The organism is Shewanella aquimarina (assembly GCF_023349185.1).
Classification (GTDB): Bacteria; Pseudomonadota; Gammaproteobacteria; order Enterobacterales; family Shewanellaceae; genus Shewanella; species Shewanella aquimarina.
Genome location: NZ_JAKIKY010000013.1, coordinates 57,916 through 73,125, shown reverse-complemented (window position 1 = coordinate 73,125; position 15,210 = coordinate 57,916). Strand labels below are relative to the sequence as shown.

Genomic DNA, 15,210 nt, shown 5'->3' with positions numbered 1-15,210 from the left:
GCCTCCTAGTGACACACTTCCCATAGACCCTGCTGGATCTTGTCGACCGTCTGTCTAAGTACTGTCTCTAGGGGTCTGTCTTCGGTGAGCAGTTCGAAGTCGGCGCTGACCTGATCGAGTGTCTTGGCCACAGAGCTGGTGAGCGAGGCATGACACAGCTCGCCTTGGGCGATGCGCAGGTGAATGCCCTGGGTCATGGCCAGCAGCGCAGCCGCGGCCACCTGTTCGGTGAGCTGCAACACGCGCATACAGTCGCGGGCGGCTATGGTGCCCATGCTCACCTTGTCCTGGTTGTGACACTCGGTGGAGCGCGAGAACACGCTGGCAGGCATGGTGTTTTTCAGCGCTTCGGCGGTCCAGGCCGATACGCCTATCTGCACCGCCTTGAAGCCGTGGTTGATCGCCTTGCGGCTGCCCTGAGCACCCGAGAGGTTGGCGGGCAGGCCGTTGTTAAATTTAGGGTCCATTACCAATGCCATCTGGCGATCGATAAGATCGGCGATATTGGCGATGGCGTTTTTCATCGAGTCCATCACGAAGCCGATGTGACCACCGTAGAAGTGGCCGCCGTGGAGCACGTGTTCACCCTCGCCGTCGACGATAGGGTTGTCGTTGGCGCTATTGAGTTCGGTCTCGATGAACTGGCGCATGAAGGGCAGCGCATCTTGCAGCACGCCTATGATGTGCGGCGCGCAGCGGATCGAGTATCTGTCCTGCAGGCGATCCGAGTTGCGTGGATGCTCGTGGTGGTTGAGGTCTTCCCGTATCCAGGCCGCTACCTGATTTTGGCCAGGATGTGGCTTGGCCGCAAACAGGATATCGTCGAAATGGTTAGAGTTACCCTTGAGAGTCAGCGAGGCCATGGCGGTGATGCGACTGGCCAGACGGTTCAGGTATTGAGCCCTGTCATAGGCCAGGCAGGCCAGCGCCGTCATCACTGCGGTACCGTTCATCAGTGCCAGGCCCTCCTTGGGACGCAGGGTCAGCGGCGTGATGTTTAGCTCACTGTATACCTCTGCGGTAGCGCGACGCTCGCCTTGGTAGATCACCTCGCGCTCGCCCACTAACACGGCGGCCAGATAGGAGAGAGGAGTGAGATCGCCGCTGGCGCCCACTGAGCCTTCTTCCGGGATCACCGGGGTGATGCCCAGGTTAAGCAGGGTCTCGATACGCTTGAGCAGCTCATAGCTGACTCCAGACTTACCCACGGCCAGCGAGCTTAGGCGGCACGCCATCACGGCCCTGGCCTGCATGACCGAGAGTATATTACCCATGCCGCAGCCGTGAAAGCGCGACAGATGCAGCGGCAGCTCGTGGACCAGATCCAGTCCCACGGTGACTGTACAGGAGTCGCCATAGCCTGTAGTGACGCCATAGACAACGCCCTCTTCGGCCAACAGGCTGTCGATGAAACGGGCGCCTTTCTGGATATATTCCTGATAGTCGGCGCTCTCTTTCAGCTTGGCCTTAGCGCCCTTGGCGATGGCAACGACCTCCTCTAGGTTGAGGTTACGCTGGCCAAATTCGACCAGGGTGTCTAAAGCGGGGGATTGAGTCGTCTGTGTCATCTATTTCTCTGTCCTATTGGGCATTTGAGGCTTGGCCTCGCGCAGGAGTTCATCGTCCTTGCGCCAAAAATCGAAAAAGTTAAACCATTGCAGCGGTGCGCGGCGGGCGTAGTGTTCCAGGCGCTCGGCGTAGTTATTCACCGCCTCCTGCAGCCTCTCCATGCGACCGGCGCGCGGTCCCTTGAGAGTGTCGGCAAAGTGCTCTACATGGACGCGGTAGCGGCCGTTTTCTCTGAGGCAGAACATCAAATAAACCGGGCAATCCAGCAGGCTGGCGAGGATGAAGGGGCCTTGTGGGAAAGGCGCCTCCTTACCCATGAAGGGGGCGTACAGTACCCGCCCCTCGCTGCTGGTGGAGGTGCGATCGCCGGCGATCACCACGAGTTCCCCCTGCTCTATCTTCTGCTGCAGCAACATAGAGGTGCTGGGGCCCAGTTCGGTCACCTGAATCAGGTTCAGCGCGCTATTGGGGTTGAGCTGTTTGAGTACCCGGTTGAAGTTCTCTGCGTTCTGGGTCAGCACCATCACATTGACTTTCACCTTGCGCTGGTGAATCGAGATGGCGCGGCAAAGCTCCAGGTTACCTAGGTGGGAGACCAGCAGCACGGCGCCCTGGCCCTGTGCCAGCGGCTTGGCGAGCACCTCGCGGTCGGGAAAGTCGACCTGGCTGAGTTTGATGCGATCGCACCAGGCGTCGATGCGATCCAGTGCCGCATTGCCGAAGGCGATGAAGTGCTTGAGGCTGTGGCGCCAGTTTATCTCGTCCTGGAGATCCGGATGCTTGGGTTCGAGTCGCTGCACCTGACGCAGGAAAGTCTGGCTGGCCTGGCGAGCCGTGCGGCCCGTGGCGAAGAAGTAGCAGATCACCGGATACATGATGGCGCGGCATAGCCAGTGACCGCCCAGCTTATAACTGGTGGCCAACAGCTTGATGCCCCAGTAGCTGCCGCGCTCGCCCATCCGAGACCAGTGCTTCACCGCCTTGGGGCGGCTGCGCTTGTGACGCAGTAGCTGTGGCATGCGTCTTAACATGCCGAAGAAGAGCTTGCTGTGCATGGCGGAGATGCGCACATTGTCTTTGAAGCCCTGGAAGTGGCTGGTGCCATCTTCTGGGTAGATCACCCGCGTCGGCTGGTGTCTGACCTCGACGCCCTGCCAATAGAGTTTGACCAGGACCTCGATATCGAAATCCATGCGCTCGCCTAGTGGCTCGGTGAGAAACAGCTGCTCGGTGGCGGCAAGGGGGTAGATGCGAAAACCGCACATGGAGTCTCGAATATCCAGGCTTAGGGTCTCGACCCAGACCCAGAAGTGGGTGAGGTAACGGCCATAGAGGCGTCCCTTGGGCACAGACTCATCGTATTGCGGCAGGCCTGAGATCAGCGCCTGGGGCTGAGCCTTAGCCGTCTCTATCATCTTAGGAATATCGTCGAGGTCGTGCTGACCGTCGGCATCCACCTGCAGCGCATGGCTAAAACCATCGGCATAGGCGGCCCTGAGGCCAGTCATCACCGCCGCGCCCTTGCCCCGGTTGAAGGGATGATGCAGCAGTCGCACCCAGTCGTGCTGCGCCGCCAGCTGGCACAGCAGGTGACGGGTCTCGTCGTCGCTGCCGTCGTTGACTAGATAACAGGTCAGTCCCAAGGGCTCCAGGCGTGCAAGGGTAGCCTTGATCGCCTGGCGATGGTTGTAGTTGGGGATGACTAATGCCAGCTGCATCAGCCTCTCTCCTCAGTATCGCTCGGCGTCAGGCAGATGCGGCCCGAGCCGAAGCGCTGTTCGCCCTGATAGTAGGCGAAGGTGAGCTTATGTTTGGCGCGATTGAGGCTGATCTTCAGTTGCACCTCGCTGCCGGGCAGGATCAGCTGTTGAAACTTGAGCACCTCTAGGCTCTGCACCTGGGGCGCATAGCCAAATTCGCTGGCGCCCAGCTGCACCGCCCAATCCAGTTGGGTCACGCCGGGAAGCACCGCCTGCTCGGGAAAATGCCCCTCGAAATAGGGCAGGTCGGCATCGATGCGCAGTTGCCATTCGACACCATCTTCCAGGCTGCGCTTGGCCAAGATGGGGGGGAGGTTTGACTTAATCATGTGTAAACAACTCCAACAGATCCTTGTGGATACGCTTGCCCTGGGTGTTGAGTGGCAGCTCGACAGGATAACGCCAGCGTCTGGGCAGGGTGACTCGCTCGAACTGACTCAACAGATGCTGTTTGAGGGCGTTGTTGACCGCTAACTTGCCTTCCTGGGCCAACAATGTTTTGCCCTCGGCAGATAGGCTGATGGCGGCGCCCAGGCTTACCCTAGGTTGCTCCAGTACCACGAGCGCGGCCTGATCCACCAAGGGATGGCTCTCCAGCAATGCCTCCATCTGTACCAGCGAAAGGCGCTTCTCCTCAATCTTGACGATGCGGTCCAGTCGTCCCTGCAACACAAACTCGCCGGGGGCGATAAGCTGTATCTTGTCGTCACACCTGAGCCAGTCTTGGCTTTCCAGGTAGGGGGATTTGAGCCAGAGCGCACCATCCTGGGGATCTTGCTTGATCTCGTGGGTGGCAAAGGCGCGCCAGCTCTGCTGATTGTCTTGCTGACGACGATAGGCGATGCCACCGGTTTCCGTGCTGCCAAAGACCTCGATGGGCGGCTTGCCATAGCAGTGGGCGATGGCATTGGCGGCCTCAAGGCTCAGCGGGCCGCCAGAGCTGAAGATCAGGCTGGGCGCGCGCAGCTGCGGCTGATGCTCCAGGGCATCGGGCAGACGCGACAGCTGCGCCGGGCTGCTGATCAGGCAGAGGTTAGGGAACAGGTTGGCGTAATAGGTCAGGGTCTCGGGGTACTCCACCAGATCGCTGAGGAAGGGGCGGCTGGCGGCTAGGGGCCAGAGTACCTTAAACAGCAGGCCGTAGATGTGCTGATGGGAGACGGTGGCGATCACGCTGCATTGGGGCAGGTGATTGGCAAAGGTCTGTTCCAGCACCGTCACCTCGGCATCGAGCTGATCCAGCGTCTTAGTGATCGCCTTGGGCTGACCACTGGAGCCAGAGGTGTAGAGAATGAGCTCGCCAAAGGTCTGGCTGGTCGGCCAGGGCCCAGGATGTTTAAGATCCTTATGCAGGGCGACATAGTCTTTGGCCTCGCACAGAGGACGGTCTGCCAGTACGGCATCGAACTCATGGGTGAGCTCGCTCAGGGTGCCGCCCTGGGTGTTGGCGGGCAGGATAAGCTGCTTGCCCGCCAGCAGGCCGGCGCAAAGGCCCACCGCAAACAGGTCGCTGCTGTCGCAGGCCAATAACCAGCGCTTCGCCTCATGTTGGCTCAGGGCCTCGAAGATGGCGGCCACCTGGGCGGTAAAGGCCTCACCCGTCAGGATATCGTGGTGATTGAAGCTGATAAGCTGCTGGCTCGCCGGCCCATGCTTGAGCCAATGTTTGAGTAGGGCTGTCATGACTTTTTCAACCAGAAGGTGCGATATAACCATTCTCCGCCGAGCAGCGCACCGATCAGCAGATAGGCGATAAATCCATTATAGAGGGTCCAGGTCGCCAGGCTAGTGGCGCTGGCGGTGTAGAGTGCCATGCTACCGTTGAAGATAAACAGTCCACACCAGATCTGGGTGACCTTACGCAGGTATGGGATCGCCTCATCGGGGAGATCCGGCTCCTTTAACTTGGCGAGACGCTCTATCATGGTGGGACCATGTTTGAGCGAGTAGGCAAACAGCGCCAACATGCTCAGGTTGATCACCACGGGATAGTAGAGCAGCCAGGCATTCTGTTTCGCCAAGTAGCTGCCTGCAGTCAGGAAGATGCCCACGACTATGGGCAGCATCATAGACCTTATCTGTTGCCTCTGTAGTGCCAGCCTCAGCAGCAGTATGCTGCACAGGGCGAGGGCTATTACGCCCGGCGGCAAATAGTTCAGGCCGAAGTAGACGGCTAGGGGATATCCCAGTACGACTAGGCCGGTGACTAGTTGCAGGAACAGGCGCATTACTGCTTCACTAGGCCTTCGATGGCCGTTACCACGTCATCGACGGTACGTACGGCTTTAAACTCGTCGGGCTGGATCTTCTTGCCCGTGAGTTGCTGTAGCTTAATCACCAGATCCACCGCATCTATGCTGTCGAGATCCAGCTCTTGATACAGCGACGCCTCTGGGGTGATGTCGTCGGCATCAATTTCAAACTCATCCACTAGGATCTGAGTCAGCATCTGAAGAATTTGCTCACGATTTTGCATGCTGCCTCCTAACCACGCTGAGATTCGATGAAGCTTGCCAGGCTGGCAACGCTGTAGAAGTGGGCCTTGGTGGCTTCAGAGTTCGCTTCGATCTTGACGTCGAACTGCTTCTTGATGGCCAGTCCCAGCTCTAGGGCATCGATAGAGTCAAGCCCAAGACCGTCGCCAAATAGCGGCGCATCGGTATCGATATCTTCGATACTGACGTCTTCGAGATCCAGGCAATCTATGATGAGTTGTTTAATTTCGTTTTGTAAGCTCATAATTTTTATCAAGTTGTTGTTTATAATATTCTTCGAGTTCCCGCGTCAACTGACGGGCCATCTTGGCGTCTCCACCCGTTTGAGCATGATACCTGATATGTTCGATAGTTTCGCCTACTTCGACATTCATGCCTATGGTTTGGCGAGGTATCTCATACCAGGGTTCCTGCTTGGTCAGGCCGACGGCATTGGTTCTTAATACCACGGGGATTAGATCGGTATCGGTGCGCAGGGCGATATTGGCCGCGCCCCGGGCAAATTCGTTGACTATCTCGCCCTTGAGGGTACGGGTGCCCTCGGGGAAGATGATCATATTGGTGCCCTGCGACAGTACCTCGCTGCAATCATTGAGCAGGAGATCGGCGCCGCGATTGGGAATATAACCGGCCGCCGATACCACGCCGCGCAGAAAGGGGTTGCGCCACAAGCCTTGTTTGACGATACAGCCGACATTAGGCATCAGGCTGATCAAGACCACCACGTCGACCAGCGTCGGGTGGTTGGCGATAATCACCTTGCCCTGGGCGCTTGCCAGTCTTTCAAGATGTTGGGTGGTGACCCGAATCACTCCGGCCCAGGTGAGCATATGCACGAAGCCGCGAAACATCAGGTGCACCGCGCGCTGTACGCGGGCGATACGAACCTCTCTGGTGCCTGGCCAGAACCTCAGCAGGGGCAATATGGTCAGCGAGCTTAGCAGGCCGCCTAGTCCGAAGGCGATATAACAGCTCACCCCACCCAGCCAGCGAGGAATATAGGCGATGCCGGTCAGGCGCTTGGCAACCACCTGGCTAGTCATGACAGATCCGCAGCAGATAGCGGTTGAGACGGCCTTCGAGCGGCTGCTTGGCGGCGATGGCGTGGATAAGCTGGCCAAAGCCTATGGCTGGTGCCTCGGCTAATTCGCTGGTCGAAGGGCTGGTCTCTATGAGCAGTTGCATGCCAGTAGGCGCTTCCTTGGCGAGCGACAGCTGCAGGGCCAGGGCGATTGGCAGCTCTGGCTCCTTGGTAAATTCTTTGTAGATGTCCGAGACGGGCTCGTCGCCGAAGACCAACAGCAGCGGCGCGTTATCTTCTGCCAGCAGGCCATAGGCCTCGATAAGCGCCTGAGAGAGAGTGAATTCACCGGCTGCTATCGATGTAGAGGGCGCGCGGTTGTCAGTCAGTATGCTGAAGATGCCGCTGGCGGTGTTATGCACCGACTGGCTAAAGCCGATGGGCGAAATGGGCTGCTGGCGCACTATGTCCTGCAGCAGATCCACTGTGCGGTTAAGTTCGCCATGGCGGGAGGCAAAGATGGTACGGCTTTGGGGCGGCACTTCGCATTGAAAGGCGACATCCAGCAGCATCTTAGTGAGCTTACTAAAGCGTCGCCTTTGCATGGCGGGCACTTGCTTGAGTGCCGGGGCGGCCTGAGCGAGCTGCTCGGCATTCGTCGGCGGCGTTGGCCATGTCTGCCAATCCCGCAGCTGCTGGTATAGGGGAGACCAGGCGCCCGCAGAATGAATGTGAAAGTGTAACCGCACTACTTTGCCTCTAAATACAGCGCTTTGCTGATGTTTTCCATAACCAGAAACTGAGCCACAAGAGAGATTTGTGGGGCGACTATTGTACACCCTTTGACGGGTGACATAAATATGTGATTGTTCTGTTAGTGATTACTGAAAAGATAGAGGAGGAAGTCGCCCGCCATGAGGCGGGCGATCTTGGGCTTAAGACTGTTTGAGCTGCTTCTTGAGCTTACGCAGGGCGGCTTTGACCTTCTTGCTGTTTTCCGGTCCCATGCGGATCATCAGCTTCTGGGCATTGGGCAGGCTCTCGAGCTTAGGGTCGACAAATTTATAGTTTACGCTGACGCTGTCCAGCTCAATCGGTGCGTCGATAACCGGGGCGGATAACATGACGTCGATCGCCTCTATCATGCGGTCATCGAAATTCATGTCGGGATAACCTAACTCGGCGAAGGCTTCGCCTAGCAGAGGCTTCACCTTTTTATAGGTGCTGAAAAGCTGTTCCTCGTCCAGGTTATCGACAAAGTTCGCATAGAGATCATACCTATGGTAGCTGTCGGGATTGAGGTAGGTCTTATCTGTCACCTCGGAGACGGTAAACTTGCTGTTAGGCGCCTTGAGTGGGCTCACCTTGCGGGCCAGCTCGCCTTGGGCCAGGTTGTCGACGAACACCACGAAGTGCCTGACGATATCTTTCTCGACCAGCAGCGGCTCAATCTTCATGCCGTTGGCGACGTCGACCGTCTTGTCGTGGACAAATTGATCGCTCTCGGCCAGTGTAGGCAGGGCCTCCACCGTCTCGATTGGTGCCTCTTCAACCTGAGCTTCAGGCTCGGGCGCCAGGTTTTCGGGTTCTGGCAGCGCCGCATCCGTCTGTAAGGGCTGCTCTGGCTCGGGTTCCGGCAGGGTCACAGGGGCGGGCATCTCTGGCTCGGGTGCGGGCTCGTCGCCACCGAGGAAGTAGTAGGCGCCACCGGCGAGCAGCAGCAATATGACGACCACGGCAATGCTGAGCGCATTGATCCCGCTGCGCGATTCCTGTGGGGCAATTCTATCTTCTTGACTGACTTGCATGAGATTTCCTTGAATTGTGGCTGGAGTGAGCCCTGTGACCACAGAGGCCTCTTTCCATTCTGCAAAATTCACCGGGCTTGTCTAGGGGCGGTCGGTGAAATAAAAAATATTTAATTGTTAGCAGTCGTTATGAGTTAAGCCTGCACGTATTGCTGGCGCTCCCCTAACCAACGCAGCACTATGGCGTCAACGTTTTCCGGCGCCTCTTGCATCACATGCTGCGCCAATTTCTGGATGTGGGGAATGAGGGCCTGATCCCTGACCAGATCGGCAATCTTCATGTCGGCGATGCCCGTCTGCTTGGTGCCTAAGACCTCGCCCGGACCGCGGATCTCGAGATCTTTCTGGGCGATCACGAAGCCGTCGTTGCTGTCTCTGAGCACACCCAGGCGCTGGGTGGCGGTGTGGGAAAGTGGCGCCTTGTAGAGCAGCACGCAGTGGCTGGCCACGGCGCCGCGCCCGACGCGTCCGCGCAACTGATGCAGCTGTGCCAGCCCCAGACGCTCGGGGTTTTCGATGATCATCAGGCTGGCGTTGGGCACATCGACCCCCACCTCGATCACTGTGGTGGCCACCAGTAGCTGTATGCAGCCGGCCTTGAAGGCGTCCATGATCGCCTGCTTCTCGGCGGGTTTCATGCGGCCATGCACCAAGCCAATGGATAGCTCGGGCAGTAGTTGCTTAAGCTCCTCGGCCGTGTCTTCGGCGGCCTGGCATTCGAGCGCCTCGGATTCTTCGATTAGGGTGCAGACCCAATAGGCCTGACGCCCATCTTGCAGGGCGGCCTGGCGCACGCGATCGATTATCTCACCGCGGCGATTGTCTGAGATGGCGACCGTGGTCACCGGCGTGCGCCCCGGCGGCAGCTCGTCGATGATGGAGGTATCGAGATCCGCATAGGCGGTCATCGCCAGAGTGCGGGGGATAGGGGTTGCCGTCATGATCAGCTGGTGAGGGTGGAAGCCCTGGCTGATCCCTTTCTCTCGCAGGCCCAGGCGTTGATGCACCCCGAACCTGTGCTGCTCATCTATGATGATCAGCGCCAGACGGTTGAACTCCACCTGCTCCTGAAAGATGGCGTGGGTGCCGATGACGATATGGGCCTCGCCGCTCTTAATCTGTGCCAGCGACTGCGCCCGCGCCTTGCCCTTGAGCTTACCCGCCAGCCAGCCGACCGTTAGGCCGAGGGGCTCAAACCAGGCGGCGAAGTTGTTGGCATGCTGCTCAGCGAGCAATTCGGTGGGCGCCATCATGGCGACCTGATAGCCGCTCTCTATCGCCTGCAGCGCCGCCAGCGCCGCCACCAGTGTCTTGCCCGAGCCCACATCGCCCTGTACTAGGCGCATCATGGGGTGTGACTTGCCGAGATCTTGGGTGATATCGGCAACCACCCGCTGCTGGGCGCCCGTGGGCTTGAAGGGTAAGAAGGCGAGGAAGGGGTTGAGCAATTGCCCAGTGGGCTGCATCGCGATGGCCTTATCATGATTGCTGCGGGCCCTGAGCTGTAACATGCTCAGGTTGTGGGCCAGCAGCTCCTCCTGGATCAGCCTTTGCTGCGCCGGATGTGTCCCCTGCTCCAAGGCAAAGGGGCTGACATCGCTTGGGGGTCTGTGTAGCAGCTGCAGCGCGTCGACCAATGAGAGCTGATTAGGCCTCAGCTGAGGTGGTAGCAGTTCGGTCAGGGCACCATGGGCCAGCAGGGCCAGAGCCTGATCCGTCAAACGGATCCAGCTGGCCTGCTTGAGCCCCTCCGTGGTCGGGTAGATAGGCGTCAGGGTCTCGCTGAGGCTGAAGTCGCTCTCGCCGTGGAGCATCTTGTATTCCGGGTGGATGATCTCCCGGTGAAGCTTGCCCCGGCGCACCTCGCCATAGGCCCGAATGCGCTCGCCCTCTTCGAGGCCGTTACGCATGGCGGCGGAGAAGTTGAAGAAGCGCAGGGTTATGGTGCCCGAGTCGTCGCGCACAGTACAGGTGAGCATGCGCTTGCGTCCCTGAACGATCTGGGTCGACTGTATGATGCCTTCTATCGTGCCATAGCTACCTGGATAGAGGGAGGCGATAGGATATATCTGGGTACGATCTTCGTAGCGCAGCGGCAGGTGAAACAGCAGATCCTGGACTGTGTTGATGCCGAGCTTTTCCAGCCGCTGCGCCATCTTGGCGGCAACGCCCTTTAACTCTGTCACCGCCATGAGATCGAGTCTATCCACGCTTTGTACCCATTTGATTTACTGTTTTATTTAACCAGTAATCTAGCCAATCACTGTAAATATATACATATACTATCAGAGTTCGGCATGAACGCAATCTTGTCGCATGTTTTGCGGTAGCTGGGCGTTATTTGACTAGCCACCCGAGGTGAGGATCAGGTAACCCAGGTAGACGAGGTAGCAGACTAGCAGCAAGGCGCCCTCGCGTCGGCCGATACGCAGGCCGCTCCACGCCAGGGGAAGCAGCAAGAGAGCCAGTGACACCATCACCAGCATGTCCAGCTTGGGCACGCTGGCCGTGATGGGATGAATGACCGCGGTGATCCCCAATATTCCTAAGATATTAAACAGGTTTGAGCCCACCAGGTTGCCGATGGCGATGTCACTCTCGCCACGTCTGGCCGCCACCAGAGAGGTGATAAGCTCTGGCATGCTGGTGCCTATGGCAATGATGGTCAGGCCGATGAGTAGCTCACTCATGCCCAGCTGTCTGGCAAGCGCCACGGCGCCGTCGACAAAGAGTATGCCGCCGCCGACCAACATGGCGATCCCCAGCAGCAGTAGCACCACGGCCAGTAACGGAGCGAGGGGCTTAAGCTCCATCGTCTCAGTGTCGGCTTGCTGCTTATCGAACAGGTAGTTCATGCCCAGATAGGCGAGCAGCATGGAGCAGAGCAGGGCGCCGTCGAGCTGGCTTAGGCTGCCATCGCTGATCAGCCCCCAGAAGAGCAGGCTGGCGAAGAGCATCAAAGGGATGTCGCGCTTAACCATCATGGATTGCACGCCGATGGGACGCACCAGAGCGGTCAGGCCGAGGATCAGGCCTATGTTGGCGATGTTGGAGCCGACCACATTGCCCAGCGCTATACCAGAATTGCCGGCCAGTGCAGATTTGAGGCTGACCGCCAGCTCGGGGGCGCTGGTGCCGAAGGCGACTATGGTGAGGCCGATGATCAGCGGGGTGACACCGAGCCTGAGGGCGAGGGCGCTGGCGCCGCGCACCAGGGATTCGGCGCCAAGAATAAGAATGAGCAGACCAGCGATAAGGGCTAGCGGGGTGAACATGATTGACTCTCAATAGTAGTGGGGCGCCAAGCATAGAGCTTGCACAGTTTTAGGCAACACCTATTTTGCTTTTGCCGATTAAACTTTATTCACTCCGCTGTGGGCGAGAAAATAAAAAACACGCCAGATGGCGTGTTTTCTGTTAGCGAGATATCGACAGAGCCTAGAGCTCATCTTCCCAGCGAACCACGCCGCCGCGTTGACCGTCGACCTTGGCGCTGAATCTCTGCTCCAGCACGTGGCGTTTAATCTTCAGGGTCGGCGTCAACACGTCGTTATCTACATCCCAGGGCTCGCTCACCACTATGATGGCGTCGACCGTCTCGTGGGACTCCAGGTTAGGGTTGATGCTGTCCAGGGTCGCCTTGAGTGAGGCGCGAACCTCCTCCTTGGGTTGCAGGGCGGCGCCCTCGGAGAGCTGCACCAGGGCAACAGGGTGAGGCAGGCCAGAGCCTATGATGCAGATCAGCTCCACATGAGGATCCTGGGCCAGCTTGCGCTCGATTGGCACGGGGGCGACATACTTGCCCTTGGCGGTCTTGAAGTTGTCTTTGACCCGGCCCGTGATGGTGACGCAGCCATCGGCGTCGATTGAGCAGAGATCGCCGGTATGAAAATAGCCATCTTCGTCGAAGCTGGCCTGAGTGACTTCCGGCTGCTTGTAGTAGCCGCTCATTAGCCCTGGGCTCTTGACCATCAACTCGCCATTGTCGCCCTGCTTGACGCTACAGCCCTCAACGGCGCGCCCGACTGTGCCTATCTTGCTGGCATCGAAGGGGTGATTGATGATGGAGTAGGCGCTGTTTTCCGTCATGCCCCAGGCCTCACAGATATTCAGGCCAATCTTGTGATACCAGGTAATCAGCGAAGGCGGAATAGGCGCCGAGCCAGAACCGAGCAGATGACAGTGTTGCAGACCCAGTCCTTCATGAATTTTCTTCTTCACTATGCTGTTGAGAATGGGCACCTTGAGAAGGAAGTTGAGCTTAGTGTAGCCAATCTTGTCGATAATATTCTTCTGGAACAGGCTCCACAGGCGGGGCACAGAGAAGAAGACGGTCGGTCTGGCTCGCTGCACGTCGGCGACGAAGCTGTCGAGGCTCTCGACGAAGGCGACGCTGCTGCCGGAGTAATAAGAGGAGCCCTCGATGGCGACACGCTCGGTGATGTGAGCCAATGGCAGATAGGAGAGCAGCCTGTCTTCCACATCTGTCTTGAGGTCACGCACCACGGCGCGGCAGGTCCACTCATAGCTGGCGAAGGTCTGAATTGCCCCCTTAGGCTTGCCGGTCGATCCCGAGGTGTAGATGATGGTCATGATCTGCTCGGGCGTAGGTGCCTCGGCGTCGGTCAATGGGTGACCCAGTTTCAGCAGGGTGTCCCATTGGTATTGTGCCGGCATGGTGTCGTAAGGCATGGCGAGGCGCAGTATGTCGCCGCCAACCCCGGCTTCCTGATCGGCCCAGTAGTCCAGCTTGCCGATGAAGATCGCCTTGGATTCGCTGTGTTCCAGCACGTAGCGTATGGTGTCGGCATTGGCCGTTGGGTAGATGGGCACGCTGATATAGCCGCCGTGCATCAGGGCAAGATCGGTAATAAACCATTCGGCGCAGTTCTTTGATAAAACCGCGACCTTGTCGCCCGGCTCCAGGCCGAGATGGCGCAGTGCGCCGGCGATCTGTAGCATCTTCTGCTGCACTTCACGCCAGCTAAAATTGACATACTGGCCGTTTATGGGCTGTTTCAGGTAGGTGTTATCGCCATATCGCTCGACCCAGTGTTGCAACATGTCGACCGGTGATTTGAATAGTGAGTCCATCTTGCCATTCCATAGTTATTCTTAGTGTTAAAGGAGACGCAACTTGGTTCGCCCGACCTGTGCCGGTGCGAGACTCAACAACCCCCATTATTGAGTGGGCCTGTTGTCTGTGATGAGAGCGCCTGGCCACTTTTTATGCGCGTCTTTGAGTATGGCGAAGAATGTGATCTATGACAATTGTTTTACCGGAATAAAAGGCCAATTGTCATAGTCTTAGGAGGCGTGGTCTGTTAGGTGAGTGCAGGAACTGTGTCGCAGGAGGCCGATTTTTGGCTTATCTCGCGTAGCGAGCTTAGGTTTCTGATTCGGCGTCGGGATCCGGGGCGCGCATTCGCTGCCACCAGGTCTCGTCGGCGACGATCTGCCCCTGGTCGTCGATGGCGGGATAGGGGATCTTCTTGCGCCGACAGGCCTTGGCGTACACTGGGTGGCCCTGCTCGAACAGCATGGTTTGGCAGTAGGCGTCGTCTAGGGTGCGCTGGCCATACATGCCGGCCTCGGCGCGTTGACGCTGTGCTTCATACATCACCAGGGCAGAGGCCACAGACACATTGAGGGACTGCACCATGCCTATCATGGGGATGATGATCTGTTTATCGGCGATGGCCAGGCCTTCCTCGCTGACGCCGTCGCGTTCGTTACCCATGATCACCACAGTCGGCTTGGTGTAGTCGATGTCGCGAAAATCGACCGCATTTTCTGAGAAGTTGGTGGCCAAAATCTGCATGCCCGCCGCCTTGAACTGGGCCGCGGCCTCATCCATATGGTAGTGCTTGATGGTCTTGACCCACTGCTGGCTACCCGATGCGGTATTGCCTGAAACGCGCATCTCGATATCGGGCCAGACGGCGTGGATTTGATGTATGCCGACGGCGTCGGCGGTGCGGATCACCGCGGCGATATTGTTGGTCTTGTGTACCTTGTCCAAACACAGGGTGAGATCGGTCTGGCGGTTGTCTAGCATCTGGTTGATGCGTTTGAAGCGTTCTGGACTCATGATGTTTCGTTTGTAATGTTTATCAAGAACAAAGGGCGCCGCAGCGCCCTTTGGTGTCAACTTAGAGCTTACAGCTCCATCACGCCATCCATCTCAACCAGAGAGTCTTTCGGCAGCTGCTTAACGCCGATGGCGGCGCGGGCAGGGTATGGCTGCTCGAAGTAGCGACCCATGATCTCATTGACCGTGGCGAAGTTAGCCAGATCTGTCATGAAGATGTTCAGCTTAACGATATCCTTCAGGCTACCACCGGCGGCTTCACATACGGCTGTCAGGTTGTCGAACACCTGCACCACCTGGGCTTCAAACTCGTCGCTGACCATCTGCATGGTCTCAGGATTCAGCGGGATCTGGCCAGACAGATAGACTGTGCTGCCCACTTTAACAGCTTGAGAATAGGTGCCGATCGCCTGCGGGGCCTTGTCGGTTGCAATGATAATCTTCTCTGCCATAACGCTCTCTCTAC

Annotated in this window: 15 protein-coding genes; all 15 read right to left on the bottom strand. The window is 58.0% G+C overall.

The window, feature by feature from the left end; translation table 11 throughout:
• Positions 1–5: 5 nt before the first annotated feature.
• A complete protein-coding gene (locus L2731_RS15750; RefSeq protein ID WP_249254425.1) occupies positions 6–1,568 on the bottom strand; it encodes an HAL/PAL/TAL family ammonia-lyase in 1,563 nt (520 codons plus the stop codon).
• Positions 1,569–3,287 (bottom strand): glycosyltransferase family 2 protein, encoded by a 1,719-nt coding sequence (locus tag L2731_RS15745; protein WP_249254415.1) that lies wholly within the window; start codon positions 3,285–3,287, stop codon positions 1,569–1,571.
• Positions 3,287–3,658 carry an ApeI family dehydratase gene (locus tag L2731_RS15740; protein ID WP_249254413.1) on the bottom strand — a complete coding sequence of 124 codons (372 nt, stop codon included), beginning with the start codon at positions 3,656–3,658 and terminating at the stop codon, positions 3,287–3,289. Before L2731_RS15740 ends, L2731_RS15745 begins: the two co-directional genes overlap by 1 nt.
• Positions 3,651–5,012: an AMP-binding protein gene (locus L2731_RS15735; RefSeq protein WP_249254411.1), complete on the bottom strand. Its 1,362-nt coding sequence runs from the start codon at positions 5,010–5,012 to the stop codon at positions 3,651–3,653. Before L2731_RS15735 ends, L2731_RS15740 begins: the two co-directional genes overlap by 8 nt.
• Positions 5,009–5,557 (bottom strand): COG4648 family protein, encoded by a 549-nt coding sequence (locus tag L2731_RS15730; RefSeq protein WP_249254400.1) that lies wholly within the window; start codon positions 5,555–5,557, stop codon positions 5,009–5,011. The genes L2731_RS15735 and L2731_RS15730 overlap by 4 nt, the downstream gene beginning before the upstream one ends.
• Positions 5,557–5,805, bottom strand: coding sequence for an acyl carrier protein (locus L2731_RS15725; RefSeq protein ID WP_011867307.1), 249 nt, complete (start codon positions 5,803–5,805; stop codon positions 5,557–5,559). Before L2731_RS15725 ends, L2731_RS15730 begins: the two co-directional genes overlap by 1 nt.
• 8 nt (positions 5,806–5,813) lie before the next feature.
• Positions 5,814–6,068 carry a phosphopantetheine-binding protein gene (locus L2731_RS15720; RefSeq protein WP_239853366.1) on the bottom strand — a complete coding sequence of 85 codons (255 nt, stop codon included), beginning with the start codon at positions 6,066–6,068 and terminating at the stop codon, positions 5,814–5,816.
• Entirely contained in the window at positions 6,046–6,867 is an 822-nt protein-coding gene (locus L2731_RS15715; RefSeq protein ID WP_249254398.1) for a lysophospholipid acyltransferase family protein, read from the bottom strand. The genes L2731_RS15720 and L2731_RS15715 overlap by 23 nt, the downstream gene beginning before the upstream one ends.
• Entirely contained in the window at positions 6,860–7,594 is a 735-nt protein-coding gene (locus L2731_RS15710) for a beta-ketoacyl synthase chain length factor (RefSeq protein WP_249254395.1), read from the bottom strand. The genes L2731_RS15715 and L2731_RS15710 overlap by 8 nt, the downstream gene beginning before the upstream one ends.
• Positions 7,595–7,780: 186 nt before the next feature.
• Entirely contained in the window at positions 7,781–8,653 is an 873-nt protein-coding gene (locus L2731_RS15705; protein ID WP_249254393.1) for a DUF3014 domain-containing protein, read from the bottom strand.
• A 134-nt stretch (positions 8,654–8,787) separates the two neighbouring features.
• Positions 8,788–10,863, bottom strand: coding sequence for an ATP-dependent DNA helicase RecG (recG, locus tag L2731_RS15700; protein ID WP_249254391.1), 2,076 nt, complete (start codon positions 10,861–10,863; stop codon positions 8,788–8,790).
• 135 nt (positions 10,864–10,998) lie between these two features.
• Positions 10,999–11,928 (bottom strand): calcium/sodium antiporter, encoded by a 930-nt coding sequence (locus tag L2731_RS15695; protein WP_249254382.1) that lies wholly within the window; start codon positions 11,926–11,928, stop codon positions 10,999–11,001.
• A gap of 163 nt (positions 11,929–12,091) precedes the next feature.
• On the bottom strand, positions 12,092–13,747 hold the full coding sequence (locus L2731_RS15690; protein ID WP_239853354.1) for an AMP-binding protein: 1,656 nt from the start codon (positions 13,745–13,747) through the stop codon (positions 12,092–12,094).
• A 292-nt stretch (positions 13,748–14,039) separates the two neighbouring features.
• The gene (gene trmH, locus L2731_RS15685) at positions 14,040–14,744 is read right to left on the bottom strand and encodes a tRNA (guanosine(18)-2'-O)-methyltransferase TrmH (RefSeq protein ID WP_239853352.1); all 705 of its coding nucleotides are present in this window, start codon (positions 14,742–14,744) and stop codon (positions 14,040–14,042) included.
• A 68-nt stretch (positions 14,745–14,812) separates the two neighbouring features.
• Complete coding sequence (locus tag L2731_RS15680) at positions 14,813–15,196, bottom strand: RidA family protein (protein WP_011867295.1); 384 nt, start codon at positions 15,194–15,196, stop codon at positions 14,813–14,815.
• Positions 15,197–15,210: the final 14 nt, after the last annotated feature.